Origin of the sequence: Thioclava sp. GXIMD4216 (assembly GCF_037949285.1) — a bacterium.
GTDB lineage: Bacteria > Pseudomonadota > Alphaproteobacteria > Rhodobacterales > Rhodobacteraceae > Thioclava > Thioclava litoralis.
In genome coordinates this window covers 1056646-1082620 of record NZ_CP149926.1, presented here as the reverse complement: position 1 = coordinate 1082620, position 25975 = coordinate 1056646, and the positions used below count along the sequence as shown (strand labels likewise).

Below are 25975 nucleotides of genomic sequence, written 5' to 3'. Positions count from 1 at the left end.
GGGCCATGAAGACGCGTCTGGTCGTCATCGGTGCGGGAATGGCTTCGGGGCGGATGCTGGAGCATCTGGTGAAAACCGCCCCCGATGCCTTCGAGATCACCCTGTTCAACGCGGAAAACCGCGGGAACTACAACCGGCTGATGCTCTCTCCTGTGCTGGCGGGCGAGAAGACCTACGAAGAGATCGTGACCCATGATGCGCAGTGGTATGCGGATCACGGCATCACAACCCGCTTTGGCGAGCGTGTCACCATGATTGACCGCGCGTCGAAGACTGTCATAGGCGAGCATGGCCCAGTGCCCTATGACAGGCTGGTGATCGCGACGGGGTCCAACCCCTTCGTGATCCCCATGCCCGGCCATGATCTGCCCGGCGTCATCTCGTGGCGCGACTGGGATGATACGCAGGTGATGATCGGCCAGCAGCAAGGCACCCGCGCTGTGGTGCTGGGCGGCGGCGTCTTGGGTCTTGAGGCCGCGGCTGGCATGGCCGCGCGCGGCATGGATGTGACCGTGGTCCATCTGGAAAGCCACCTGATGAACCGCCAGCTTGACGCAGAGGCCGGCGCGATGCTGGCGCGTACCTTGGAAGCGCGCGGGCTGAAGATCCGTTGCAGCAGGGCGTCAGAAGCGATTGTCGCAGGCCCCGATGGCCATGTGGCGGGGCTGCGTTTGAAAGATGGCTCGACCCTGCCCTGCGACCTGCTGGTGATGGCGGTAGGCATCCGCCCCTCGACCACGTTGGCGCAAGCGGCAGGGCTTGCGGTCGGGCGCGGCATCACGGTGGACGACCATCTACGCACCTCCGATCCGTCGATCTTCGCGCTTGGCGAATGTGTCGAGCTGAACGGCGCTCTCTTCGGGCTGGTCGCGCCCCTTTACGATCAGGCCGAAGTGCTGGCCGCCAATCTGACTGGAGCGGACCAGAGCTATATCCCGAAAGAGACCTCGACCAAGCTGAAGGTCACCGGCTGTGATCTCTTCTCGGCGGGCTGTTTCGCCGAAGGGCCGGACCGCGAGGAAATCCTGCTGAGCGCGCCGGAAGATGGCATCTACAAGCGCCTTGTCATCGCAGGCCAGAAGCTGGTTGGCGCGGTGATCTATGGCGATACCGAACATGGCGGTTTCTATTACGGGCTGATCCGTGATGGCGCCGATATTTCCGATCTGCGCGAGGCGTTGATTTTCGGGCCTGCCTCGGCCAATGCCGCAGCCCAGCCAAGCCGGTGCTCTCTCGCCGGTTAAGCCCCCTTGGAGAAGGATCAAGGTCATGAAAGACACCCATCTGGCCCTGAATGACGCCCCTTGGACCCGCTCGACCTGCGCCTATTGTGGCGTGGGCTGCGGGGTGCTTTTGCGCAATACGGCCCATGGGCTGGAGGTGAAGGGCGACCCTGATCACCCCGCCAATAAGGGGCGGCTGTGTTCCAAAGGGTCCGCCTTGGGTGAAACCGTGGGGCTTGAGGGCCGCCTGCTTGCGCCCGAAATCCATGGCCGCCCTGCCGATTGGGATCAGGCGCTGGATCTGGTGGCGCAGCGGTTCAAAGAAACCATCGCCGAACATGGGCCGGATTCAGTGGCCTTCTATGTGTCGGGGCAGCTTTTGACCGAGGATTACTATCTGGTCAACAAACTGGCGAAAGGCTTTATCGGCACCGCCAATATCGACACGAATTCAAGGCTTTGCATGGCATCGACCGTCGCAGGGCATAAACGCGCCTTCGGCACCGATACCGTGCCCGGCACCTATGAGGACTTGGAAGAGGCCGATCTGATCGTGCTGACGGGGTCGAACCTCGCATGGTGCCATCCGGTGCTCTACCAGCGCATCATGGCTGCCAAAGCCGCACGCCCCGAGATGAAGATCATCGTGATCGACCCGCGCCGGACGGCCAGCTGCGATCAGGCCGAGCTGCATCTGGCGCTGAAACCCGGCACGGATGTGGCGCTGTTCAACTCGCTTCTGGCCGAGATCGCGCGGCGCAATGCCGTGGACCCTGCCTTTGCGCATAATGTTGCGGGGCTGGAAGAGGCCTTTGGCAATGCCGAGATGGATGATCCTGCGGTCACCGGCCTTTCGCCCGAAGACATCGCCCGTTTCCATGATCTTTGGATCGGCACGCAGAAAGTGGTCACCATCTTCAGCCAAGGCGTGAACCAGTCGTCTTCGGGCGCCGATAAGGTGAATGCGATCCTCAACTGCCATCTGGCGACAGGGCGCATCGGCCTGCCCGGCTGTGGGCCGTTTTCCGTCACCGGTCAGCCCAATGCCATGGGCGGGCGCGAGGTGGGCGGATTGGCCAATATGCTTGCCTGCCATCTGGATCTGGAGAATGCCGACCACCGCTCTGCCGTGCGCAGCTTCTGGGATGCGCCCGAGATGCCCGTGGCACCGGGTCTGAAGGCTGTGGATATGTTCCGCGCCATCGGCGAGGGCAAGATCAAGGCGGTCTGGATCATCCACACCAATCCGGTGGTCTCGATGCCCGACGCCGACCGCGTGGCCGAGGCGCTGAAGGGCTGTGACTTTGTGGTGGTGTCGGATGTGACCCGCGCCACCGATACCGCGCGTCTGGCGCATGTGCTGCTGCCCGCCGCTGGCTGGGGCGAGAAAAACGGCACTGTCACCAATTCCGACCGCACGATTTCGCGTCAGCGCCCTGCCCTGCCGATCCCCGGAGAGGCGCGCGAAGACTGGCGCCAGATTGCCGAGGTAGGCCGCCGCATGGGCTGGCCCCGCGCCTTTGACTATGAACACCCCGCCGAGATCTTCCGCGAATATGCCGCTCTGTCGCATGTGGCCGCCCGCTTTGGCCGCGATTTCGATATTTCCGGCTTCGAGAGCCTGTCGCTGAGCGATTACGACGCGCTGTCGCCTACCCGCTGGCCGGTCAGCGCCACCCGACAGGGCGGTCGCTTCTTTGCCGATGGCCGCTTCTTCACCCCCGATGGCCGTGCGCGTGCGCTGGCGGTAACCTACCGTCCACCTGCCGCTAAAACCGAGAAACGCTATCCCCTGCGGCTGAACACGGGCCGTATCCGCGACCAGTGGCATACGATGACGCGCACCGGCAAAACCGCGCGGCTCTCGGCGCATCTGGGCGAGCCCTTCGTCGAGATCCACCCCGAGGATGCGGCCGCCAAGGGCATCAAATCCGCCGATCTGGTGCGGCTGACCTCGCCCACAGGCCAAGGCATCTTCCGTGCGCTGATCACCGAGGCCACCCGTAAGGGCGATGTCTTTGCGCCGATCCATTGGACGGGCGAGACCGCGCCCTCGGCCCGCGTGGATGCGCTGGTGGCATCGGTCGTTGACCCCGTCTCGGGCCAGCCCGAAAGCAAGGCCGCCGTTGTGCGGGCGGATCGTTTCGAGGCTGACTGGTACGGGTTTGCCATTTCGGCCAAGCCGATGCGGGCCGATTGCGACTATCAGGCCTATGCGCCGACGCAGGCGGGCTTCCGCGCCGAGCTGGCCGGATCGCGCCGCCCCAGCGATTGGGAAGCATGGGCCCGCGCGCTCTTTGACCTGCCCGACGGCCCCGTGCAGATCCTGCGCGACGAGGCGCGTGGCATGATCCGTATGGCTTTCCACCACAATGGCACGCTGCAGGCGGCGCTATTTGTCTCGCGCGAGCCGGTGGCCGTGATGCGCGACTATCTGACCACCCTGCCCGGCCAATCCGCCCCCCAGGCGCTTTCGGGACGCGCTCCCGAAGACCGCCCCGATCCGGGGCCGATCATCTGCGCCTGTTTCAACGTTGGTATGAACACCATCCTCAGTGCCATCACCTCGCAAAAGCTGATGAGCGTCGATGCGATAGGGGCTGCGCTGCAGGCAGGCACCAACTGCGGATCCTGCCGGTCCGAGCTGGCGGGGCTGCTGGCACGAACTGAGGTGCCAAAGCTGAAGGCCTGAACGACCGGATTTTCACCTCTTGGGCGGCCCGCCGAAAGTCGCATCACGCCCGAGACAGCCAGCGCTTGCGTGGCCCGCGAAACTGGCCCAGATTGCGGTTATGAAAGACGAACTCTCCATCCTGCTGGTCGAATCCGACCGTGATCGCGCGATGCAAATCGTGGATCTTCTGTCGCAAGACCAAAGCGTAAAAATTGCCGTTATCTCCGAATCTGCGGGGCTGGCGCGTCATATTGCCGAGCGCAATCCCGATGTGGTGCTGATCAATCTGGCCAGCCCCTCGCGCGATATTCTCGAAGACCTTGCGGCGACCTCCGGCCCGCTGGAGCGTCCGGTGGCGATTTTCGTCGATAAATCCGATGACAGCCTGACACGGGCGGCGATCGAGGCGGGCGTTTCCGCCTATGTCGTGGACGGTCTGCAGGCCCATCGGGTGCGCCCTGTTCTGGATGCGGCGATCACGCGGTTCAATATGTTCAACCGTATGCGGCGCGAATTGGAAACCACCAAGCGCGCTCTGGAAGAGCGCAAGCTGATCGACCGCGCCAAGGGGATCCTGATGAAAGCACGCGGCCTGTCCGAAGACGAGGCCTATGCCCTTCTGCGCAAGACGGCGATGGACCGGGGCCGCAAGGTCTCTGAGGTCGCCGAGGCTCTGGTGACGACGGCAGGGCTTTTGGCATGACTTTGACACTCAAGGCAGGTTTTCTACCGCTAACCGATGCCGCCCCGCTGATTGTTGCCCGCGAGATGGGCTTTGCCGCCGAGGAAGATCTGGAACTCGATCTGGTCAAACTGCCCTCTTGGTCGGTGATGCGCGATTACCTGATGCTGGGGATGATCGATGCGGCCCATCTTCTGTCGCCGGTACCGGTCGCCAAGGCGCTGGGGCTGTCGGGCCCCGAGGGCCGAATCGATGCGATTGCGGCGATGAATACGGGCGGCAATGTGATCGGCGTCAGTGCCGCGATTGCCGAAGAGATGCGCGCCGCTGGGCACCGTTTCGATTTTGCCGATGCGCGAGCGGCGGGCGAGGCTCTGCTGGCGCTGGGGCGGCCTTTGCGGGTGGGCGTGCCCTTCCCCTTCTCGATGCATGCCGAGCTGCTGTATTACTGGCTTGAACGCTGCGGGCTAAGCGATCCGGCGATGCTGGCGGTCAATACGGTGCCGCCGCCGCTGATGGCCGATGCGTTGGCCGCAGGCGAGATTGACGCTTTCTGCGTGGGCGAGCCTTGGGGGTCGCTTTCGGTCGAAAATGGCGTAGGAACGCTTTTGCTGCCCACAAGCGCGATTAGGCGTTCGGCAATCGAAAAGGTGCTGGCGGTGCGCGGCGGCTGGGCCGATGATAATAGCGATCTGGCGGGGCGGCTGTTACGGGCCCTTTGGCGGGCGGGCACTTGGCTGGACCGTCCACTCAAACGCGCCACAGCCGCCGAGATCATGTCCCGCCCCGAATATCTGGACCTGCCCGTCAATCTGATCGAGCGCGGGCTGAATGGCAGTTTCGTAATTTCTGAAATGGGTGAAGTCCGGCAGGATCCGCATTTCCTGACCTTTCAGGAAGGTGCTGTGGGCTTTCCATGGCGGTCTCAGGCAAGCTGGATCGCCATGCGCATCGCCAAACGTCTTGGGCTGGAAGAGGCGAGCGCCATCAAGACCGGCAAAAGCTGCTTCCGCACCGATATCTACCGCAAGCATCTGCGCGAGCTTGGTGCTGATCTTCCCGGAGCTTCAGAAAAGCTTGAAGGTGCCATTTCGCAGCCCACGGCGGTGCCTTCGGAACGCGGCCGCGTGATCCTGTCACCCGATCATTTCTTTGACGGGCAGGTCTTTGATCCCGAAAGTTAAAAAAGGGTCCAGAGCGTGCTCTGGACCCAGTCAGAGGTAATCTTGCGGCGGCAGGCTTACCAGCAGTTATATTGCAGGTATTTGCCCGACATCTCGACCTTCACGCGGTCGCCTTTTTCATGCGGCACCTTCTCGACCTTCATGTCGAAATCGATGGCCGACATGATGCCATCGCCGAATTTCTCATGGATCAGCGCCTTCAGCGTCGGACCATAGACGCCGACGATCTCGTAAAAGCGGTAGATGCAGGGGTCGGTCGGCACGGTCTGATCCCAGATCTTGGTCGGGCTTTCGGTCAGCGCCTCCAGCGCCTCTTCGGGAAGATCCAGCAGGTCAATCACCGCGCGGGCCTTGGCCTCGGGGAAAGCATTCATTCCCATCGCTGCCGAATGGGTCCAGACGGGCGACATGCCGATGCCCTCGGCAATGCCTTCCCACGTCAGGGACTTGCGCTTTTTCGCCTGTAGGATCAAGGCGGTGACGTCTTCTTTGGTCAGGCTTTCGGTCAGAAGGTCTTTCATGGTCGTTCTCCCTGATTGGCGGTCAACTGACAGCAAGATAAAGGCAAAGCGCCGCCAGAACGGCACAGAGGCTTTGCCAGAGTAAAACCGGATTACGCTCGACCAGCGGGCGGTGGTGGCCTGATTGCCACTCTGGATTGGGGCGTGTCATATCGGCCAGAAACTCCGACAGCGCATCATAGCGGCGGCTGGGATCGGGATGGCAGGCCCGTTTCAGCGCCTGATCCATCCAGTCGGGCACGCCGCTTAGGTCATCGCGGGCCGAGGCATAGCGAAGGGCTGCCTGATCCTTGCGCGAGCGGATGCGCGCGACCTTGGCACCATAGGGCAGACGGCCCGTCAGCATCTCATAGGTGATCACCGCCAGCGCATATTGATCCGACCGCCAGCTGACCTGATCGCCCGACAGATATTCCGGCGCGGTATATTGATAGGTCCCCGCCTGAGCGCCAAAGCCACCCGCGGTCGTGCGTTCAACGCCCGTCACCGCAACCGAGCCAAGGTCGATAATCTTCACCGTACCCTGACGGTCGATCATGATATTCTCGGGGCGCAGGTCCTGATGGATCATATTGCGCCGATGCAGCGCGCGCAGACCCTGAATGATCTGGCCCAATATGGCACGCAGCTGCGGCAATTCGGGCTGCGGATGGTCGGTCATCCATTGACGCAGGCTCTGGCCCTCGATCCATTCCGACACGGCAAACAGATAGCTGCGCGGCCCCGCCTCGGGCACCCGCAGCACGTGGTCCGAGCGGACCCTGCGCGCGGCCCATTCCTCGGCCAGAAAACCCGCGCGGAAGGTCGGATCCTCGGCCATCTCGGCAGTGGGGATCTTCAGCGCGACGTGCAGACCATCGGGGGCTTCGGCCATATAGATATGGCTGCGGGCGGTCGACTGGATCTGGCGGATGATGCGAAACCCGTCCAGCATCTCGCCCGCGCGCGGCAGCGCAGGCAGGATAAGATCCTGCGGCAAGGGCGCATCGGCCCCGGGCAGCTGATCCAGCCGCAAGATCTGCACGCTGAGATTATCGGCACTGCCCGCCAGAAGCGCCTGATCCACCAGCATCTGCGCGGCCTCCTGAGGGTCAGGCAGAAGAAAGGCCATGCGCAGCGCCTCGGGCGACAGATGCTCGTGCAGGCCATCGGTCGAGAGCATCAGGATATCGCCCTCTTCGAGGAGCAGGCTGCGATAGGTTACCTCGGGCTGGGGGCCGATCCCCAAAGCGGCCTCCAGCGTGGTGCCCGTGCGGTGATCTTCGGTCAGCGCCTGCAAATGCCCCCCGCGCCACAGGCTGATCCGGCTATCCCCGAGATGCAGGCAATGGGCGGTCTGATCCTTCACCACAAGCGCCGCCATCGTCGCCACATGGCCCTTTTCGATATCGGTCAGCGCCTCATTCGCGGCCCAAAGCGCTGCGTTGATCGCAGAGACCACCCCCATGGCGGCTGTCTTCACAGGCCAAGAGACAGGCGTTGCGTAGTAATCGTTGAGAAAGGAGGTCACCGCGAATTCCGCCGCCTCCGCTCCGAAGTCCGAGGTGGAGATCCCGTCGGCCAGCACAAGGCTGATCCCATGCCCCGCGCTATCGGTCAGCATCGCCCCCGAGCGGTCCTGATTTTCGGGTTTCACCCCCGCAACCGACAGCTGACCAAGAGAGACCCGAAGGCTACTGCGCATTGGCTTCATGGAAATATCCTTCGGGCTTCAATAAAAAGGCCCCGCCAATGGCAGGGCCTTCCTCCGAGAGTGGGTTACTCTGCGGCCACGCCGCTTGCGTCGTTATTGCGCGAGATCTGCGCATTACGCTTGGGGGATTCCTTGAAGTGGGTCATGTAGATCATGCCGCCCACGAAGGTCAGACCGCCAACGAGGTTGCCCAGAACAACGGGAATTTCGTTGAACAGCAGGTAGTCGGACCAGGTGAACTGGCCACCCAGCATGATGCCCGAGGGGAACAGGAACATGTTGACGATCGAGTGCTCGAAACCGAGGTAGAAGAACACGAGGATCGGCATCCACATCGCCATGATCTTACCCGAGACCGAGTTCGACATCATCGCGGCGACCACGCCGGTCGAGACCATCCAGTTGCACATCACGGCGCGGATGAAGACGGTCAGCATGCCCGAGGCACCTGCTGCGGCATAACCCAGCGTCCGTGCCTCACCGATCTTACCGATCTTCTGGCCCACGGCGTTGGGTTCGGTCGAGAAGCCCATCGTGAAGATGATCGCCATGAACACGGCCACGGTCATCGCGCCACCGAAGTTGCCCAAGGCCACCAGCCCCCAGTTGCGCAGCACGCCGCCCCAGGTACAGCCCGGACGTTTGGCAACCACGGCCAGCGGAGCAAGGGTGAACACGCCGGTCAAGAGGTCAAAGCCCAGCAGGTAGAGCATGCAGAAGCCCACGGGGAACAGCAGCGAAGCGACAAGGAAGTTGCCAGTCTGCACCGCGATGGTGACCGCAAAAGCCGCCGCCAGCGCCAGAATGGCCCCCGCCATATAGGCACGGATCAGCGTGTCTTTGGTGGACATGAAGATCTTGCCTTCACCGGCATCGACCATCTTGGCCGCGAATTCCTTGGGTTGGATATACGACATGAGTTTAGGTCCCTGTTGGTTGATTTTTATAGGTCTTATCTTCTGTCAGACGCCTAGATAGACGGTGTCGCCGTCCAGCTTGACGGGGAATGTCTGGGTCTGGCCCTTATCGGCACCCTGAGCGGCGCCGGTTTCAAGCGAGATCACCCAGTTGCAGATCGGGCATGTGACAAGGCCGTCATGCACGATCCCTTGGCTCAGCGGCCCGTTATCATTCGGGCAGCGGTCTTCCAGCGCGAAGAGCCGGTCGTCGCTGGTACGAAAGACGGCAATGCTGGTATCGCCCTTGATAACGCAGCGCGCGCCAAGGCGGGGGATTGCGGTCAGGGGGCCGATGGCCACCCAATGCAGGCTGGTTGCGGTGGCGTTCATTCTGCGGCCTCCAGTTTGATTTCTGCCATCGGTTCAATTTCGGCCGCACCGTTACCGGCGACGAATTCGGCCCAAGGATCGATCTGCGCGAATTTCTGGGAATAGACGAAGCGGTCGTAATAGGCGCGGCGCTGTTCGGGGTCGTTCACTAGCACGTCCTGGATATGGTCATAGCCAAGACGGTTGGCCCATTTGTAGATGCGTTCCAGATAGAAGCCCGTCTCGCGATACCATTGCGTCAGCGCGCCGGTATATTCGACAACCTCTTCTTCGGTGGCCACATTCACTAGCTTCGTGGTGCCTTGGATATGCAGACCCGCCGCGCCGCCATAGACGATCTCGTAGCCGCTATCGACGCAGATGACGCCGATATCCTTACAGGTGGCCTCGGCGCAGTTGCGCGGGCAGCCGGTGACCGCCAGTTTCAGCTTGGCCGGAGACCATGCCCCCCAGAGGAACTTTTCAAGCTTGATCCCCAGCCCCGTGCTGTCTTGCGTGCCAAAGCGGCACCACTCTTTGCCAACACAGGTCTTTACCGTGCGCAGCCCCTTCGCATAGGCCGCACCCGAGACCATGCCCGCCTTGTTCAGATCGGCCCAGACGGGGATCAGGTCTTCTTTCTTCACGCCCAAGAGGTCGATCCGCTGGCCGCCGGTCACCTTCACGGTGGGGATGTTGTATTTATCGGCGACATCGGCAATCGCGCGCAGCTCGTCGGGCGTGGTCATGCCGCCAAACATCCGCGGGACCACCGAATAGGTGCCATCTTTCTGGATATTGGCATGCAGACGCTCGTTGACGAAACGCGAGCGCTGGTCGTCCTCATATTCGCCCGGCCATTCCGACAGCAGGTAGTAATTGATCGCCGGACGGCATTTCGCGCAGCCCTCCGAGGTCTTCCATTCCAGCGTCTGATAGACGGCCTGAATAGATTTCAGACCAGCCTTCTTGATGGTGGCACGGACGATCTCATGGCCATGTTCGGTACAGGAGCAGACGGGTTCCACCGCCTTCTGTACGAAACCTTCGCCCAGAACGGATTTCATCACACAGGCCACAAGGTTCGAACAGCTCCCGCAGGACGCCGAGGCTTTAGTATGGGCGCGCACATCCGCCAGCGTCGTCAGACCCTGCTCGTTGATGGCCTTAACGATGGTGCCCTTGGAGATCCCGTTACAGCCGCAGATCTCGGCATCATCGGACATGGCCGCCGCTGCCTCGACCGGATCGAAATTGCCGCCGCCCTGATGGGCCTGACCGAAGATGATGGTCTGGCGCATGTCTTCGATACAGGTGCCCGCCTTGAGCATCTCGTTATACCAGCCGCCATCGGCCACATCGCCATAAAGCACCGCGCCGACGATCTTATTGTCCTGCACGATCAGGCGCTTGTACGACCCGCGCGAGGCGTCACGCAGCACGATCTCCTCATAGCCTTCACCGAATTGACCGACCGAATACAGATCGCAGCCCGTCACCTTCAGCTTGGTGGGCGTATCGACATGTTTGAAGCCCGCAATCGGTGCGCCAGCCAGATCAGCGGCGGCGATCTTCGCCATATCGTAAAGCGGCGCGACAAGCCCGTAGACCATACCGCCCACTTCGACACATTCGCCCACCGAATAGATCGAGGCATCCGAGGTGCGCATCTGACCGTCGGTGACGATGCCGCGATTGACCTCAAGGCCCGCCTCTTTCGCAAGACCGGTATTGGGGCGGATACCCACCGCCATGACCACCAGATCGGCGTCCAGAATGGTGCCATCTTCCAGCTCGACCCCTTCCACACGGTCGGTGCCAAGGATCCGCTTGGTGTTCGACTTGCAGCGCACCTCGATCCCGCGCGCCTCAAGAGCCTGCTGCAGCAGATGACCGGCTGCGGGGTCCAGCTGACGCTCCATCAGCGAGGGCATCAGGTGCAGAACGGTCACCTCCATGCCGCGGTTTTTCAGGCCAGCTGCTGCCTCAAGCCCCAGAAGACCACCGCCAATCACCACCGCACGCCCACCACGGGCCGCCGCCGCGATCATATTCTGCGTGTCGTCAAGGTCGCGATAGGCCAGCACGCCTTCCAACTCATGCCCCGGAACGGGAATGATGAAAGGGTTGGAGCCAGTGGCAATGACCAGCTTGTCATAATGCACGACACGGTCCTTGGCCGAGGTCACGGTCTTCGCGTCACGGTCGATGCCGATGATGCGCTCGCCCATATGCAGCGTCACACCATGGCTGGCATACCACTCCTCGGAATGGATGATGATATCTTCATAGGTCTTATCGCCTGCCAGAACCGGCGACAGCATGATGCGGTCATAATTGACGCGCGGCTCGGCGTTGAAGATAGTCACATCATAAAGATCAGGCGCGGTCTCGAACAGATGCTCCAGCATCCGGCCCGGAGCCATACCATTTCCAACAATAACGAGTTTCTGCTTGGTCATAACGAACCCCTAATGGCATGCAACACAATGGTCGCGGCGAGTGAGTTCGGGAGTGAAGCTGCTTAGTGACAGGCAGGCATCATCCCGCATTCTGAAGAAGATCAGTGCGAAATGCAGCGCCATTGCCGCAGGCCCCTAGGGGCATTTTCGGAAGATACCGCGCCTTTGCGGCAGCTGGCCTTTCAGCAGGCCTTGAACAGATATTTACGAAATCATCCCGATTCCGCCAAAAGATTTCTCGTTGCTCGCTGGATGAAAGCCGAAAAACAAGGAGATGCCCGCTTTGAATGCATAAATTTGATGTATCATCGGCTGATAAGATTACTTTCTTGGCAGAATAAAAAAAGCCGGACCATTGGTCCGGCGTATTTTCAGATAGAACAGGGTTTATCCGGCTATGGCTTTGCGGGCGGCTTTTCTGGAAAGCGCGGCTTTGGCCTGTTTCGGATAGCGGATCAAGATCACCGCCGGACTTTGCAGGCCCTGCGCTGCGATGTCTTCCGACAACCGCCCCAGCGTCATATGGCCTTGGCGCTCATGGGCGGTGCTCACCGACCCAACGACATCCACCGCGCAATCGGGCGGTACGCCCGCTTTCAGCAGATCCCGCTGGATTTCGGCAGCGCGTTCGACCGCCATATAAAAGGCCATCGACGTGCCGGGCCGTGCGAAACGGGTCCTGTCCGAAGGCGCATCCCCCGGACGGCAGGTGCCGGTGGTCAGCACGAATGTATCCGTCTCGCCGCGTTCCGTAAGCGGGCGGGTCAGGCTGGCGGCAGCCGCCGAAGCGGCTGTAATACCGGGTATGATCTCGACGGGAATATCTGCGGCGCGGGCCGCATCGATCTCTTCGCTGGCCCGGCCGAAAATCGACGGATCACCGGATTTCAGTCGCACGACACGCCGCCCCTTGCGGGCCTCTTCAACGATCAGCCGGTCGATCTTGTCCTGCGGCCACGTGCAGGCCCCCACGGCTTTGCCGACATAAACGGTTTCGACGCCCTGCGGAATGATATCAAGCACCTCGTCAGAGATCAGCCGGTCATAAAGCACGATATCGGCCTGACGGATACGGTCGATGGCGCGCATGGTCAACAGATCCACCGCCCCCGGCCCGGCCCCGACCAAAGCGATATGCCCCGTCTTGCCACGGGCCTTGCGGCGCTGCGCCAGAAGCCGCTGCGGGCTTTTGGCCCCTGCATCGATATTGACCAACCCAAGCCCGATGCCGAACCACCGAACGCGATCACGCAAGGCCAACGGAATGCTCATCATAGTCACGGTCCCTCAAAAAGAAAAAAGCCGACCGATCGCGATGCCTTGGCACCCGATCAGGCAGCTTTGCCCGGATTTTACTGGAGATCAGCGCGACGCCATTGCCGCTTTCCTTCCCTTACGAAAGACACAGCCCTGCCGCAACGATCTTGCGGCAGGGCGCGTGGCAAACAGGTTTGCGGTGCTCGTTTTGCCTGCAAAATAAGCGATCAGTCCCGATTTTTCAGCTCTTGCCGAAGCACGACCCCCCAGCCCACCAGACTGAGAAGCGCCATCGCGAACCATGTAATAGCATAGCTGAGATGGGAATTGCGGAATTTCACCACCGTCTGCCCGCCGCGCGGGAAGCCTTCGGGATCGGTCAGATCCTGATCGATGAAATAGGGGGCGGCATTTTCCAGCCCCTTGGTCTGGGTGATCGATGCAATATCGCGACGATACCAGACACCATCCTGCGGGCGATCCTTCTGGCTGAAGAGCCAGCCGTGATCCTCGCTCAGCCGCAAAAGGCCGGTGATATGCTGCACGCCCTCGGGGGCCACACGGCTTGCGGGGGATTTCTTTTCCTCGGGCACGACGCCGCGGTTGATCATGACGATCGTACCGTCATCGCGCTTGAGTGGCGTCAGCACCCAATATCCCGGTCCGAACATGGAGGGCGTATAGATCTGCACTTCCTGATCATTCAGGAAGGTGCCGGTGACCGCGACATGGCGATATTCATCCACTTCGCGGGTCAATCCGGCCCAAGCGTTCGGTCCGGGGGCGGGCACGGGCGCGGCGGCCACACGGCTATCCACCCGCGCGATCAGATCAAGCTTCCAATGCAGACGATGCACCTGCCAGATCCCCAATGACATGAAAACTGCCACAAACCCTGCGGCGAGGATGGTCGCAATACTCAAACGGACCCAGCGAATATTCCTGCTCATGGTGGTCATCCTCAAATGGAAGCGAGCTGCAGATAGCAAAACGGGGCCAGTTTCCCGGCCCCGTCTTTTGGGAGATGCGCCTCGGATCAGCCTTGCTGGTTCTGGAGGTTCATCATTTCCAGCATCTGTTCTTGGCTGGGCATCGGCATCATGTTTTCGTTCATGTTGTGCATGACCCAGAGCGAGCCTGCCAGAACGATACACAAGATGATGATCGCCAGAACGCTGGCTGCCAGCGTCCAGCCCTCTTCAACCGAGCGGTTGACATGGAGGAAGTAGACGAGGTGCACGATGATCTGCACCGCGCCCAGACCCATGATGATCCCGATGATCGTGGTCCGCGACATCTCGACGTCAGCCATCACCAGATAGAAGGGGATGATCGACAGGATGACCGCCAGAACGAAGCCGATCATCAGCTGCCCCATGGTGCCATGCGAATGCGAGCTATGTTCAGCCATTAGACGAGCCTCACGAGATAGACAAAGGAGAAGACGCCGATCCAGATCAGGTCGAGGAAGTGCCAGAACATCGACAGGGTCGACAGACGGCGCATATTCGCCTCGATCAGGCCGTGCTTACGAAGCTGGAAGACCAGAGTGATCAGCCAGATCGACCCGAAGGTCACGTGCAGACCGTGGGTCCCGACCAGCAGGAAGAACGCCGACAGGAAAGCGGAACGGTCCGGCCCTGCACCGATATGGATCAGGTGGTGGAATTCGTAAAGTTCGATGGCAAGGAAGCCTGCACCGAACAGAACGGTGATGATCAGCCACATGATCGTGCTGCCCAGCTTATGGGCAGTCGCGTTCAGCATGGCCACGCCGAAGGTGATCGACGAGATCAGCAGCAGCGCGGTTTCCCACGCCACCAGACCCGGCTCGAACAGATCTTTCGGGCCCGGACCACCGGCATAGTTGCCACCAAGAACGGCATAGGTCGCGAACAGCGTGCCGAAAATGATGCAGTCCGACATCAGGTAGATCCAGAAGCCGATCGGCGTCGGGCTCACATGATGATGGTCCTGATGATGGTCCGGACCTTCCGGCCCCTCGATGGGGCCGGTGATGGGGGTATCAAGCATCGTCATGCGATATTTCCCTTTGCTTCGGTTTCCGCGATTTCTTCTACGGGGATGTAGTAATCACGGTTGTAGTTGAAGGTGTGGTAGATCGTGTAGCCAACGAGGCCGACGAAGCTGAGAACAGCCAGCCACCACATGTACCAGATCATTGCGAAGCCGAAGATGAAGGCCAGCACCGAGATCACAAACCCTGCGGGCGTGTAATGCGGCATGTGGATCGGCTGGTAGTCGGTCGACCACTTGAAGCCTTCCTGCTTCATGCGCCAGAACTCGTCGATGCCGTGGACATGGATGTCCTGCGGGAAGTTGTACTTCGCGGGCGGGGACGAGGTTGCCCAGTCAAGGGTGCGGGCATTCCACGGGTCCGAACCGCATGCCAGTTCTTTGCGCTTGTAGATCGAGTAGGCGAAGTTCGCGAAGGTGAACAGGATGCCTGCCAGAATGAACAGCGCGCCGATGGCTGCGATCACGAAATAGGGCTGCCACGAGGGATCCGAATATTCGTTGATCCGGCGGGTCACACCAATGAGGCCAAGCGCGTAAAGCGGCATGAACGCAAGGTAGAAGCCCACGAACCAGCACCAGAAGGAGGCTTTGCCCAGACCGTCATGCAGCTTGAAGCCGAAGGCTTTCGGCCACCAGTAGTAGACGGCTGCATAGATCGCCCAGACAACGCCACCGATGATCACGTTATGGAAGTGCGCGATCAGGAACAGCGAGTTATGGAGCTGGAAGTCAACCGGCGGGATTGCCAGCATAACGCCGGTCATACCACCGATGGTGAAGGTCACGATGCCGCCGATCACCCAGTACATCGGGGTCTCGAACCGCACGCGGCCTTTGTACATGGTGAAAATCCAGTTGAAGATCTTCACACCGGTCGGCACGGCGATAACCATCGTCGTGATCCCGAAGAAGGTGTTCACGGCTGCGCCCGAACCCATCGTGAAGAAGTGGTGCAACCACACGATGAAGGACAGAACCATGATGCAGCAGGTTGCCCAGACCATGGTCTTGTAACCGAAGAGCGGCTTGCCGGAGAAAGTCGAAACCACTTCCGAGAAGATACCGAAGCAGGGCAGGATCAGGATGTAGACTTCCGGGTGACCCCAGATCCAGATCAGGTTGATATACATCATCGCGTTCCCACCAAGGTCGTTGGTGAAGAAATGCGTGCCAAGATAGCGGTCAAGCGTCAGCATAACGAGGGTCGCGGTCAGGACCGGGAAGGCCGCCACGATCAGAACGTTGGTGCACAGCGCGGTCCAGGTGAAGACCGGCATGCGGAACAGCGACATGCCCGGCGCACGCATCTTGAAGATGGTGGCGCACATGTTCACACCCGAAAGCGTTGTCCCGATACCCGCGATGTTCAGCGCCCAGAGATAGTAATCCATCCCCGGTCCGGTCGAATAGGCAGCGCCCGACAGCGGCGGGAAAGCCAGCCAGCCGACGCGTGCGAATTCACCGATGAACAGCGAGATATTGACCAGAAGCGCACCGGCCACCGTCATCCAGAACGAGAAGTTGTTCAGGAAGGGGAAGGCCACGTCGCGCGCACCGATCTGCACGGGCATGACGAAGTTCATCACACCGGTGATGAAGGCCATAGCCACGAAGAAGATCATGATCACGCCGTGTGCGGTGAAGACCTGATCGTAGTGGTGCGGCGGAAGGTAGCCCTCTGCCCCGCCCGCAGCCATTGCCTGCTGCGCACGCATCATCAGCGCATCGGCAAAGCCGCGCACGAACATGATGAACCCGAGCACCATATACATGATGCCGATCTTTTTGTGGTCGATGGTGGTGACCCAGTCGGTCCACAGCGGCTTCCATGCCTTGAAATAGGTCATGAGCGCCAAGAAGATAATCCCGGCCACGGCCACACCCGCGAAGGTCGCGATGAGGATCGGCTCGTGATAGGGGATCGACGAAAGACTTAGCCGCCCGAAAATCGGCGAAATCGTCTCATGCGTCGTTTGAGCGACTTCAGTTGACATTAGTTTTGTACTCCTGGTTCGGGAGGCAGAGGCCATCGGCGCTAAGTGCGACCTGAGCCATCAGCTTGCGCGCGTCCAAAGCAGACATATGCTCTTCGGACGTGTCGGCCGGAAGGCTGATCAGGTTGCCATGACCGTCGATCGAACGCTCCATGTCATATTCGAACAGCTGCTTCGGCAGACCGATCTGACCATGCTCGCCTTCGGAAGATTTATCGTCCTCTTCGGCTTTCGGCATCATGTCGCGATGCATGTCGAGCATCATCATCTCGTTCATGCAAACTTTGTTCTCTTCGACACAAAGCCCGACAATGCGATTGAAGAGATTGTCTTCGACCGAATTGTAATAGCTGATCGGGGCGGCGATCGAGGGCTGCTCAAGCTGCAAGTAAGATGCGCGGGTCAGAGGCTGACCTTGTGCTTTTGCTTTTTCGACCCAAGCATCGAAATCGGCGTCGGTCACGGAATGCGTGGTGAACGTCATTTTCGAGAAACCGGGGCCCGAATAATGGGCAGAACGCGACTGGAAGTCACCGGTGGTATCGGCGATGAAGTGCAGTTGCGTCTCCATACCGGCCATCGAGTAAACCATCCCCGTCAGCGCCGGAACCCAGAACGTGTTCATCACGGTCGAGCCGGACAGCTTCATGTTGATCGGGCGCCCTTCCGGGATCACCAGTTCATTGACAGAAGCCACACCTTGTTCGGGATAGATAAAGAGCCATTTCCAGTCGAGCGATACCGCTTCGACTTCCACCGGCGCACCCATGTTTTCGGTGTGGTCCAGCGGACGATAGGGGTCCAGACGATAGGTATAGATCGCCAGGAAGACGCCAAGGATAGCGACGATAATGATGGGCGCACCCCATACGATCACCTCGAGCTTGGTCGAGTGTGCCCATTCGGGTTCGTAATCGGAGGTGTCATCACGGTCATGACGGTATTTCCACGGGAAATAGACGGTCATGACGATCACGGGAACGATGATCAGCAGCATCAAAACTGTCGAGATGAGCAGCAGATTTCGTTCTTGCACAGCGACCCAGCCGCTCGGTGCGAGAACTTCGTACTGACATCCCGCCAGAGACGCTGCCGCCAACAGCATCAGGGGGAGTTTGAAGTGTTTCAACAATGCGTGCCTCTTGCAGCTTTGCAGCTTCGGGCATGCAATGCAGCACCCTCGCCGCAATTGGTAGTAAAAGTCGTGACCACATGCCATGAGCATGTCGCCAAGACAAGACTATTGCCCGCATTATGCATCACGGCGCCATTTCGCGATGCGACATTCCGACGCGCTGCATTAGGGCATGCTTTGGACTAGCCGATTCTCTTTTTCGAAAACCGGCGGCGCGAATCATGTATCACAAAAGTGTAACGAAGCGTGAATTTTGCTAAGCAAGCGAATGTAAAATATAACAATTTTGAAAAATCACCCTGTTTTTGTTCATAAAATTTTTCTTGATCGCAACGACATCTCCACCTCTCCTAGATGTGGGTTGACAGAATTGATCTGGCGCAAATCAAGCCGATTATCTGCCCCTGCCCCGCGCCGGAGATACGGTTTTCAACTCACAGTTTTTTGATAAAATTGCATATCCGATATGCACTGAACTCATGGCAATTCCCGCTCTACGTCCGAGATTTGCGCAAATCGGCCCGTGACGGCTTCCCGTCTCACTCAACAGTGAAAATTTGCACAGACCATTCTGCATCGGGACGGCTTGACGAAACCTCAATCTCGATCTTTTTTATCAAGAAATAACAGGCCGCGCTCCGCTGACCCCATATGCACATCATACGCACCGGCCTTCCGTCTTTAGTAAGGATTATAATGACCGACCTCGATAGCTTGCCCCGCATTGAACGCCAGCGCCACGAACTTGTCCGCCGGACCCTCACCGTCTCGGAAGCCCGCGCCCTGACCCCGCATATGATCCGCATCGTGCTGACCGGCCCCGAGCTGGAGGGGTTCACCTCGACCGCGCCGGATGACCATTTCAAACTGATGATCCCCGATGCGAATGGCGAGAAAGCGATGCGCGATTATACCCCGCGCCATTTCGACCCCGAAACCCTGTCGCTGACCGTCGATTTCGCCCTGCATGAAGCGGGACCGGCCACGCTTTGGGCGAAATCCGCCAAAGTTGGTGATACCGTGATGATGGGCGGGCCGCGCGGCTCGCAAAACATCACCGGCCCGATCCAGCGCTGGGTTCTTATCGGGGACGAAACCGCCCTGCCCGCCATCGCGCGGCGCCTCTTCGAGATGGAGGCCGGAACGCCGGTGACCACGCTGGTCGGCGTGCCGGAAGCCGCAGACGAACAGGACATGCCGACCAAGGCAAACCACCTGCCGCTCTGGGTCCATCGCACCGATGCCACCGACCCCGCGCCGCTTCTGGAACAGCTCAAGCAGATTCCGCTGGGCGAAGGCACATTTGTCTGGATCGCCGCCGAGGCGTCCGTGGCCCGAGCGCTGCGTGACCACCTGCAACAAAACGGCCATCCCCTGCCCTGGATGAAGGCCGCAGGCTATTGGGTGGCCGGACAGGCCGATGCCAGCGACAAATCGCTTTAAAGCTTCAGCTTTACATCAGGTTCATATTGAAGGATTCCAGAGAACGCGTTTACCGCTTTTCTGGAGTCCATCATGCGCAGCTTTTTCTTTCGTTACGCCACGCCCCTGATCACCGGGCTATTTCTGGTATCCCTCGTTTCCGGCGTTGCCCTGTTTTTCCATTGGCAGATGGGCTGGTTCCACAGCATGCACGAATGGCTGTCGATGGTGCTGATCGTGCCCTTCGTCCTGCATCTGTGGCGCAACTGGCGCCCATTGATGAATTACATGAAGAAGGCCCCTATGGCGCTGGCGCTGGCCGCGTCTTTGGTGGCCGCTCTGGCCTTTGCCATTCCGGCCACTTCGGGGACCGGCACCGCCAAAGGTGGCCGTCCGCCGCAATTCGCGCTGGCACAGAAGCTTCTGGAGGCGCCGCTATCGGAAGTGGCACCGGTGCTTGACACCACCCCTGAAGACATTCTGGCCCGTCTGACGTCGGCAGGCTACCAAGGCACCGCAGACCAGTCCGCCACCCAGATCGCCGAAGCGTCGGGCACCAGCGCCGACACTGTCGCGCGCCTGCTGATGCCATAAGCCCCTTGATGCCCCCGCCCTGTGCTTTGGGCAGGGGCCGCCTCCCTCGCCGCGAAGGACATGCCCCATGCGTATTCTGCTGATCGAAGACGACAAGAGCCTTGGCAGCGCCGTAAGCGACCAGATCCGCGCCGACGGCCATTCCCTCGACTGGGCGCAAACGCTTGAAGAAGCGCGTGATCTTACGAGGATTTCGCGCTTCGACCTGCTCTTGCTGGACCTGATGCTGCCGGACGGGCGGGGCATCACCTTCCTCAAGGACCAACGCAATGCCGGCAATAGCGTGCCGGTGATCATTCTGACCGCGCTCGATCAGGTCAGCGACAGGATTGCCGGACTGAATGCCGGTGCCGATGACTATCTGGTCAAGCCGTTCGATCTGGACGAACTGTCCGCGCGTATCGGCTCTGTGGCGCGACGTTATAGCGGCAATCCGAACCCGATGATCGAGCTTGCCGATCTGAGCATCGATCTACCCGCGAAATCGGTGAGCCGTGACGGGCAGCCTGTCACGCTGACCGGTCGCGAATGGGCGCTGTTCGAAGCTTTTCTTGGCCGCCCCGGCCAGCTTCTGTCCAAGGCCCAGCTTGAAGAGGCGCTTTACAGCTTTGATGACGAGATCGGCTCGAACACGATCGAGGTCCATGTCAGCCATCTGCGCAAAAAGCTGGGGCGTGACCGTATCCAGACCGAACGCGGTCTGGGCTACCGGCTGGTAACGCAATGACCCTGCCGCATTCTCTGGGGCTGCGCATTGCCCTGCTGATCGGTGCGGGCATCACCGTGCTCTGGCTGGTCGCGGCCATCGTCACGGCGGGGCTGATGAGCCACGAGATGAACAGCGTCTTTGACCGCGAACTCAGCGCGACGGCGCAGCGTATCCTGCCTTTCGCGCTGCGCGAACAGCGCCTGCGCGCTCGCAATGACGGCACCGAGACCGACGAGCCCTCCCGTCCGAAAGGCACCCGAGACGAGGTCCTGACACCCCCCAATGGCCGTCTCTGGCCACCGCCACCGCCCGAGAGCCGTGCCATTGCGCGGCTGGATGAACGCCCCGATACGGTCGAATTTGTCGTGCGCAATCAGGCGGGCGAGGTGCTTTTGCAAACCGATGGCAGCAAGACGATCACGCTGCCCGCCCGCATTGGTGCGGGATATGTCACGGTGCCCGGCTACCGGCTTTACACCGATATCTCGCGGCGGGCGGGGCTGTCGATCACCGTGGCCGAGCCACTGGACCATCGGCAGTCGGTGCGGCGCAATATGATCGTTCTGCTGTCCCTGCCGCTGCTGATCGCCCTGCCCTTCGGCCTCTCCGGCATTTTTCTGGCGGTGCGGCGCGCGCTTAATCCGGTGCGCAGTCTGGAGCGCGCTCTGGCCAGACGCGGCCCGCAAAATCTGGACCCACTGGCCAGCGATGGCATGGTCACCGAATTGCGCCCGATTGCGGCGGGCATCAACGGATTGATCAACCGGCTCAGATCGGCCTTCGAGTCAGAGCGCAGCTTTGCCTCGAACGCGGCGCATGAAATGCGCACCCCTGTGGCCGGAGCGATCGCGCAGGCCCAGAGACTACGTGCCGAAAGCAAGGATCCTGTGGCGATCGCCCGCGCCCTCGAGATCGAGAGCGGGCTGAAGCGGCTCTCGCGCCTGTCCGAGAAGCTGATGCAGATGGCACGAGCCGAAGGCGCAAGGCTGCGGGTGGAGGAGAAAACCGATCTGCGCATGATTCTGGATATCCTTCTGGACGACATGCGTCGCGCCGATCCGCAATTTGCCGCAGCGATTACGGTAGAGCGTCCCGCCACGCCGGTGATGAGCGACCTTGACCCCGATGCCTTTGCCATTCTGGCCCGCAATCTTATTGAAAATGCACGCAAACATGGTCAGGGCGAGATCGGTATCGCACTGCAGCCGGATGGCCGTTTCTCGGTGCAGAATGATTGTGCGCCCCTGCCCGCCGACCAGCTTGCCCGCATGTCGGACCGTTTCGCACGCGGCGACGGAGCAGGCGACGGCACAGGGCTGGGCCTTGCGATCGCCCATGTCATCGCCGAGCGCGCAGGGGCCGATTTGTCACTTTACAGCCCCATACCTGATCAAAAACGCGGTTTTATGGCCATTTTTTCCGGTTAGATCACCCGTTATGAGCATTTTAGCCAATTAGCTAAACATTTTTTAGGGTCCGCCCCTTACCCAAGGAAATCAAGCCGACGGGAATCATCCCCTTGGTCTGTTTTGCTTGAAAGGTGTGTCATGACGTTCGGTGCAATGCTTTTCTCCGGTGCAGATTCTGCGCCCTGCCCATATACGCCCCGCCCATATACGTCCCGCCCGTGCACGGCCCGCCCCCGCTCGGGCACAGCGGCGCGCGGCCTGCCACCCGACGCAGATCAACGGCAAAACACGCGCAGAGCGACGACAGGCAATGCGCGCCCCGATGGGGTCCCCTTCGCACAGACCGCCGTCCAGAACTAAGAGGCCAAGGACCATATGAAACCCTTCTCCAATATCCGACGCTTTCTGGGGGGCATTGGCCCCCGTCTGGCCTTTAGCCAACTGGTTCTTGTAGGCATTCTGGGAAGTGCCATCGGTATGGCCTGGATGAACTTCCAGCACTTCTCGCTCAGCATGGACAGGCTCAGCGAAAATCGCGTGCCGGATCTGCGCAATACAAACGATATCATGGTGGCCACCAACCGGTTGCCCGAAATCATCACCGCCTTGCTTCTGGCCGACACACCCGCTGACATAGAGCAGGTGCTGAGCACGTCGGACCAGCAATTCAAGGCCTTCATTGCCCTGACCCAACAGCTGTCGCAAGAGGATGCCGCCCTGCTGGACCGGCAGGTGGCCGCCTTCCAAGGCAATATCGACACCCTGTCGACCGCCCGCGAGAATGCAGCGCAGGCACATGCCACCATGCGCGACAAACTTGCCAAGCTGGAACTGCTGGTATCGCAACTCGAACTGATGGGCACCCCGCAAGCCCGTGCCGATGCCCAGGCGCTCCTGCGCCAGATTGTGAGCATTTCCTTCGAAGGCGAACTGATCGGACTGGACCGTCATAAAGCGGCGATTGAAGGGCAGACGAAGCTGCTGATCTTCAGTCTCGGGCGCGGGTATGAGGATGATGTCGCCACCCTGAACACGATAATCGACCCTGACACCGGGGTGATCGCCCAACGCGGTCTGGAACTCTCGGCGCTGCAAGAGGCCTCGGATGCGGCAACTGCGGCACTCAAAACAGTTTCCCAACTCAGCGAAACGGCCGAAACCGTCAGCGATAGGGCTTTGGACGAGGTGAGCGAAAGCGCGAACACTCTCAATAGCGCGACGGATCGTGCTACGCGGATGATGGAAATGGCCACCCTTGCCGCGATCGTCGTGCTGGTGCTGACCATCGGCTTCTTGCAGTTTGTGCTGGTTCGCCCGCTGCGGGATCTGACCTCGCGGACCCGCAAACTGGCTGAAGGTGACACCGATGCGCTAGAGGGGGCGAAGCGTCGCGCAGGCGAATTGGGCGCGATGCGCGAGGCGCTTGAAACCTTCCGTCAGAACATCGTGGCCAACCGCGCCCTGGAAGAGCAGCAACGCGAAGCTCGGGCACGCGAAGCTGCCGAACGTGAGGCCGAAGCCCAGCGCAAATTGGATGCCGAACGCGCCGAGATGGAGCGTCAGACCCGCGAGACGCAGGAACGGATGGAGCGCGAACAAAGCGCCGCTGCCGAAAAACAGCGCCTTGCCGCACAGGCCGAGGCCGAGACTGCGGCCCGTAATGCGGAACAGGCGCATGTGGTCCGGACATTGGCAGAGGCTTTGGGCCGCCTGTCGCATGGCGACCTCACACGCCGCATCGACACCGCCTTCCCCGACAGCTATGAGGCGCTGCGCACCGATTACAATCGCACCATCGACTCTCTGAGCCATCTGGTCGGGTCGATCCAGACCAGCGTGAGCCACATCCTGAACAACTCGGCCGAGGTCAGTCAGGCATCCTCGGATCTGTCCCACCGCACCGAAAGCGCGGCGGCCACTCTGGAGGAAACCGCCGCCGCAGTCGAAGAACTGGCCGCTAACACCGCTTCAGCCGCCGAAAACAGCCGCCGCACGGAAAAGATCGTGGACAGTTCGAAATCCGAGACCCTTGCCTCGCGGGAGATCATGGCACAGGCCGTTGCCGCCATGAACTCGATTGCGGAAAGCTCGAACCGGATCACACGGATCATCGGGGTCATCGACGACATCGCCTTCCAGACCAACCTTCTTGCGCTGAATGCGGGGGTCGAGGCCGCAAGGGCGGGTGATGCCGGACGTGGCTTTGCCGTTGTCGCCTCGGAAGTACGGGCTCTGGCGCAGCGGTCCTCGGAAGCGGCCAGCGAAATTGGCGGGCTGATTTCGGAAAGCTCGCAAAGTGTCACGGTCGGGGTGGATCTGGTGGGCCAGACAGATACGGCCCTGCAACGCATCGCCGATTCCATTGCGGCAATCGCAACCAATGTCTCCAGCGTCGCGAATTCGGTGGAAGAGCAGTCGCATGCCGTGCGCGAGATCAATTCGGCCACCGCCCAGCTTGACCAGATGACGCAGCAGAATGCCGCCATGTTCGAGGAAACATCCGCCGCGAGTCTGGCTTTGTCCCAAGAAGCACAGACGCTGAACGAGGCCATCACCCAGTTCCGTGTGAGCACGGCGCAGGACACGCGGTCTCACGCGGCCTGAATGGCGATGAACTGGTGGGGCACGCCCCACCAGTCCCGTCAGGCGCGGCGGCGGGGTGCGTTCTGATCCTGCCGCCACGGGCAGTCTTTCGGCTCTTCCAGCTCGGTCTTGATCTGCGCCCATGTCAGCACGGTAAAAAACACCGAACCGCCCAGAACATTGCCGATAAGTGTGGGCAGGGTAAAACCCGACAACGCCTCCACGATGCCCATCTTGCCCGCCAGAATGACAATCGTCGCCTCGGTCGATCCCGCCACCACATGGGTAAACTCGGCAGTGGCGATGATCCAGGTCACCAACACGATCATCAGAAGCTTCGACTGACGCGCATTCGGCAGCATCCAGACCAAAGCGGCAATCAACCAGCCCGCACCGATGCCGCGCAACATGGTTTCCATCCACGGGAAATGGGTGGCCTCTTCGGAGAGGTCCAGCACCGCCTGCCAGAGTGCGGGGTCGTAGCCGCGCGTCAGATACATCACCGACCCGAACAGCATCGCCCCTATCAGGTTGAACAGAAACACAATCCCCCAAAGGCGCGCCAAGCGTTTGAACACATCGGCACAGGGTTCGTCCAGGGCCGGACAGACCGCCGTGATCGTATTCTCGGTAAACAGCTGCATCTGCCCCATGATCACGATCACAAAGCCGACCGTATAGCCGAAATTCTCGATCAGGGGACGCCAGTCCGTTTCCGGCAGATGCGCGCGCAGCAGGCCTTCGGTGAAGACCGAAAACCCGATCGCAATCCCGGCAATCAGTGCCGACATCACCAGGGCCGAGGCCGGACGCATCAGCTCCTCGATACCTGACCGCCGGATCGATTCAAATATCGCGGGCGGGCTCATCGCCCCTGTCTGCTCGATCGCGCGTAATTCGTGCTCTTCGAAAGAGCCTTCATGTTTCTTCTCCGCCTGCGTCTGCGCCTGATCTGCCGCCGCCTGTCCATCTTCCGCCACGTCCTGTTCCCCTTGAACCCGCTGCACTCACGCAGAATTTCACTCGGGTGAGGAACGTTAGCCGGTGCAAAATCGTTCCGGCTGTCGCGATGCGTGCTATAGATTGTCGCATACAGGCTTGTGCCATATCGCCCGTCGCGGCACA

21 protein-coding genes are annotated in these 25975 nt (G+C 60.5%); 9 read left to right on the top strand and 12 right to left on the bottom strand.

What is annotated here, in order from left to right:
* The first annotated feature begins 5 nt into the window (after nt 1-5).
* The 4 genes from WDB88_RS05295 (at nt 6) to WDB88_RS05280 (ending at nt 5763) form a co-directional block, all read left to right on the top strand.
* On the top strand, nt 6-1244 hold the full coding sequence (locus WDB88_RS05295; protein WP_339109159.1) for an FAD-dependent oxidoreductase: 1239 nt from the start codon (nt 6-8) through the stop codon (nt 1242-1244).
* 25 nt (nt 1245-1269) lie between these two features.
* Complete coding sequence (locus WDB88_RS05290) at nt 1270-3915, top strand: molybdopterin-dependent oxidoreductase (RefSeq protein WP_339109158.1); 2646 nt, start codon at nt 1270-1272, stop codon at nt 3913-3915.
* Between the two features lie 100 nt (nt 3916-4015).
* The gene (locus WDB88_RS05285; RefSeq protein ID WP_339109157.1) at nt 4016-4600 is read left to right on the top strand and encodes an ANTAR domain-containing protein; all 585 of its coding nucleotides are present in this window, start codon (nt 4016-4018) and stop codon (nt 4598-4600) included.
* Entirely contained in the window at nt 4597-5763 is a 1167-nt protein-coding gene (locus WDB88_RS05280) for an ABC transporter substrate-binding protein (protein WP_339109156.1), read from the top strand. Before WDB88_RS05285 ends, WDB88_RS05280 begins: the two co-directional genes overlap by 4 nt.
* Nucleotides 5764-5819: 56 nt before the next feature.
* On the opposite strand, the gene cynS is transcribed toward WDB88_RS05280, so the two are convergent.
* The 11 genes from cynS to cyoA form a co-directional block, all read right to left on the bottom strand.
* Nucleotides 5820-6284: a cyanase gene (gene cynS, locus WDB88_RS05275; RefSeq protein ID WP_339109155.1), complete on the bottom strand. Its 465-nt coding sequence runs from the start codon at nt 6282-6284 to the stop codon at nt 5820-5822.
* A gap of 22 nt (nt 6285-6306) precedes the next feature.
* Entirely contained in the window at nt 6307-7977 is a 1671-nt protein-coding gene (locus WDB88_RS05270; RefSeq protein ID WP_339109154.1) for a bifunctional protein-serine/threonine kinase/phosphatase, read from the bottom strand.
* Between the two features lie 65 nt (nt 7978-8042).
* Nucleotides 8043-8894 (bottom strand): formate/nitrite transporter family protein, encoded by an 852-nt coding sequence (locus WDB88_RS05265; protein WP_339109153.1) that lies wholly within the window; start codon nt 8892-8894, stop codon nt 8043-8045.
* A 45-nt stretch (nt 8895-8939) separates the two neighbouring features.
* On the bottom strand, nt 8940-9266 hold the full coding sequence (gene nirD, locus WDB88_RS05260; protein ID WP_339109152.1) for a nitrite reductase small subunit NirD: 327 nt from the start codon (nt 9264-9266) through the stop codon (nt 8940-8942).
* Entirely contained in the window at nt 9263-11707 is a 2445-nt protein-coding gene (gene nirB / locus WDB88_RS05255) for a nitrite reductase large subunit NirB (RefSeq protein ID WP_339109151.1), read from the bottom strand. Before nirB ends, nirD begins: the two co-directional genes overlap by 4 nt.
* A 387-nt stretch (nt 11708-12094) precedes the next feature.
* On the bottom strand, nt 12095-12982 hold the full coding sequence (gene cobA / locus WDB88_RS05250) for a uroporphyrinogen-III C-methyltransferase (RefSeq protein WP_339109150.1): 888 nt from the start codon (nt 12980-12982) through the stop codon (nt 12095-12097).
* 209 nt (nt 12983-13191) lie between these two features.
* On the bottom strand, nt 13192-13914 hold the full coding sequence (locus WDB88_RS05245; protein WP_339109149.1) for an SURF1 family protein: 723 nt from the start codon (nt 13912-13914) through the stop codon (nt 13192-13194).
* 86 nt (nt 13915-14000) lie between these two features.
* Nucleotides 14001-14375, bottom strand: coding sequence for a cytochrome o ubiquinol oxidase subunit IV (gene cyoD, locus WDB88_RS05240; protein ID WP_339109148.1), 375 nt, complete (start codon nt 14373-14375; stop codon nt 14001-14003).
* The gene (gene cyoC / locus WDB88_RS05235) at nt 14375-14998 is read right to left on the bottom strand and encodes a cytochrome o ubiquinol oxidase subunit III (protein WP_339109478.1); all 624 of its coding nucleotides are present in this window, start codon (nt 14996-14998) and stop codon (nt 14375-14377) included. Before cyoC ends, cyoD begins: the two co-directional genes overlap by 1 nt.
* A gap of 2 nt (nt 14999-15000) precedes the next feature.
* Entirely contained in the window at nt 15001-16998 is a 1998-nt protein-coding gene (gene cyoB, locus WDB88_RS05230; RefSeq protein ID WP_339109147.1) for a cytochrome o ubiquinol oxidase subunit I, read from the bottom strand.
* Nucleotides 16988-18103: a ubiquinol oxidase subunit II gene (gene cyoA / locus WDB88_RS05225; protein WP_339109477.1), complete on the bottom strand. Its 1116-nt coding sequence runs from the start codon at nt 18101-18103 to the stop codon at nt 16988-16990. Before cyoA ends, cyoB begins: the two co-directional genes overlap by 11 nt.
* A gap of 726 nt (nt 18104-18829) precedes the next feature.
* On the opposite strand from cyoA, the gene WDB88_RS05220 reads away from it, so the two are divergent.
* From WDB88_RS05220 to WDB88_RS05200, 5 genes are all read left to right on the top strand, one after another.
* Nucleotides 18830-19576: a siderophore-interacting protein gene (locus WDB88_RS05220; protein WP_339109146.1), complete on the top strand. Its 747-nt coding sequence runs from the start codon at nt 18830-18832 to the stop codon at nt 19574-19576.
* A gap of 72 nt (nt 19577-19648) precedes the next feature.
* Nucleotides 19649-20149 carry a DUF4405 domain-containing protein gene (locus tag WDB88_RS05215; RefSeq protein WP_339109145.1) on the top strand — a complete coding sequence of 167 codons (501 nt, stop codon included), beginning with the start codon at nt 19649-19651 and terminating at the stop codon, nt 20147-20149.
* Between the two features lie 67 nt (nt 20150-20216).
* A complete protein-coding gene (locus WDB88_RS05210; RefSeq protein WP_339109144.1) occupies nt 20217-20876 on the top strand; it encodes a response regulator in 660 nt (219 codons plus the stop codon).
* A complete protein-coding gene (locus tag WDB88_RS05205; RefSeq protein WP_339109143.1) occupies nt 20873-22285 on the top strand; it encodes a HAMP domain-containing sensor histidine kinase in 1413 nt (470 codons plus the stop codon). Before WDB88_RS05210 ends, WDB88_RS05205 begins: the two co-directional genes overlap by 4 nt.
* Before the next feature lie 357 nt (nt 22286-22642).
* The gene (locus WDB88_RS05200; RefSeq protein ID WP_339109142.1) at nt 22643-24871 is read left to right on the top strand and encodes a HAMP domain-containing methyl-accepting chemotaxis protein; all 2229 of its coding nucleotides are present in this window, start codon (nt 22643-22645) and stop codon (nt 24869-24871) included.
* Between the two features lie 38 nt (nt 24872-24909).
* Here WDB88_RS05200 and WDB88_RS05195 read toward each other — a convergent pair whose 3' ends face one another.
* Nucleotides 24910-25830, bottom strand: a complete 921-nt coding sequence (locus WDB88_RS05195) for a formate/nitrite transporter family protein (protein ID WP_339109141.1) — start codon at nt 25828-25830, stop codon at nt 24910-24912.
* Nucleotides 25831-25975 lie beyond the last annotated feature (145 nt).

What these genes read in the sequence shown, in the direction of transcription:
- WDB88_RS05205 (WP_339109143.1), top strand. Translation starts at nt 20,873, where the DNA reads ATGACCCTGCCGCATTCTCTGGGGCTGCGCATTGCCCTGCTGATCGGT.
- cobA (WP_339109150.1), bottom strand. Translation starts at nt 12,982, where the DNA reads ATGATGAGCATTCCGTTGGCCTTGCGTGATCGCGTTCGGTGGTTCGGC.
- WDB88_RS05200 (WP_339109142.1), top strand. Translation starts at nt 22,643, where the DNA reads ATGAAACCCTTCTCCAATATCCGACGCTTTCTGGGGGGCATTGGCCCC.
- WDB88_RS05265 (WP_339109153.1), bottom strand. Translation starts at nt 8,894, where the DNA reads ATGTCGTATATCCAACCCAAGGAATTCGCGGCCAAGATGGTCGATGCC.
- WDB88_RS05285 (WP_339109157.1), top strand. Translation starts at nt 4,016, where the DNA reads ATGAAAGACGAACTCTCCATCCTGCTGGTCGAATCCGACCGTGATCGC.
- cynS (WP_339109155.1), bottom strand. Translation starts at nt 6,284, where the DNA reads ATGAAAGACCTTCTGACCGAAAGCCTGACCAAAGAAGACGTCACCGCC.
- WDB88_RS05295 (WP_339109159.1), top strand. Translation starts at nt 6, where the DNA reads ATGAAGACGCGTCTGGTCGTCATCGGTGCGGGAATGGCTTCGGGGCGG.
- WDB88_RS05280 (WP_339109156.1), top strand. Translation starts at nt 4,597, where the DNA reads ATGACTTTGACACTCAAGGCAGGTTTTCTACCGCTAACCGATGCCGCC.
- cyoB (WP_339109147.1), bottom strand. Translation starts at nt 16,998, where the DNA reads ATGTCAACTGAAGTCGCTCAAACGACGCATGAGACGATTTCGCCGATT.
- WDB88_RS05215 (WP_339109145.1), top strand. Translation starts at nt 19,649, where the DNA reads ATGCGCAGCTTTTTCTTTCGTTACGCCACGCCCCTGATCACCGGGCTA.
- cyoD (WP_339109148.1), bottom strand. Translation starts at nt 14,375, where the DNA reads ATGGCTGAACATAGCTCGCATTCGCATGGCACCATGGGGCAGCTGATG.
- nirD (WP_339109152.1), bottom strand. Translation starts at nt 9,266, where the DNA reads ATGAACGCCACCGCAACCAGCCTGCATTGGGTGGCCATCGGCCCCCTG.
- cyoC (WP_339109478.1), bottom strand. Translation starts at nt 14,998, where the DNA reads ATGCTTGATACCCCCATCACCGGCCCCATCGAGGGGCCGGAAGGTCCG.
- nirB (WP_339109151.1), bottom strand. Translation starts at nt 11,707, where the DNA reads ATGACCAAGCAGAAACTCGTTATTGTTGGAAATGGTATGGCTCCGGGC.
- WDB88_RS05245 (WP_339109149.1), bottom strand. Translation starts at nt 13,914, where the DNA reads ATGAGCAGGAATATTCGCTGGGTCCGTTTGAGTATTGCGACCATCCTC.
- cyoA (WP_339109477.1), bottom strand. Translation starts at nt 18,103, where the DNA reads ATGCTGTTGGCGGCAGCGTCTCTGGCGGGATGTCAGTACGAAGTTCTC.
- WDB88_RS05270 (WP_339109154.1), bottom strand. Translation starts at nt 7,977, where the DNA reads ATGAAGCCAATGCGCAGTAGCCTTCGGGTCTCTCTTGGTCAGCTGTCG.
- WDB88_RS05210 (WP_339109144.1), top strand. Translation starts at nt 20,217, where the DNA reads ATGCGTATTCTGCTGATCGAAGACGACAAGAGCCTTGGCAGCGCCGTA.
- WDB88_RS05220 (WP_339109146.1), top strand. Translation starts at nt 18,830, where the DNA reads ATGACCGACCTCGATAGCTTGCCCCGCATTGAACGCCAGCGCCACGAA.
- WDB88_RS05290 (WP_339109158.1), top strand. Translation starts at nt 1,270, where the DNA reads ATGAAAGACACCCATCTGGCCCTGAATGACGCCCCTTGGACCCGCTCG.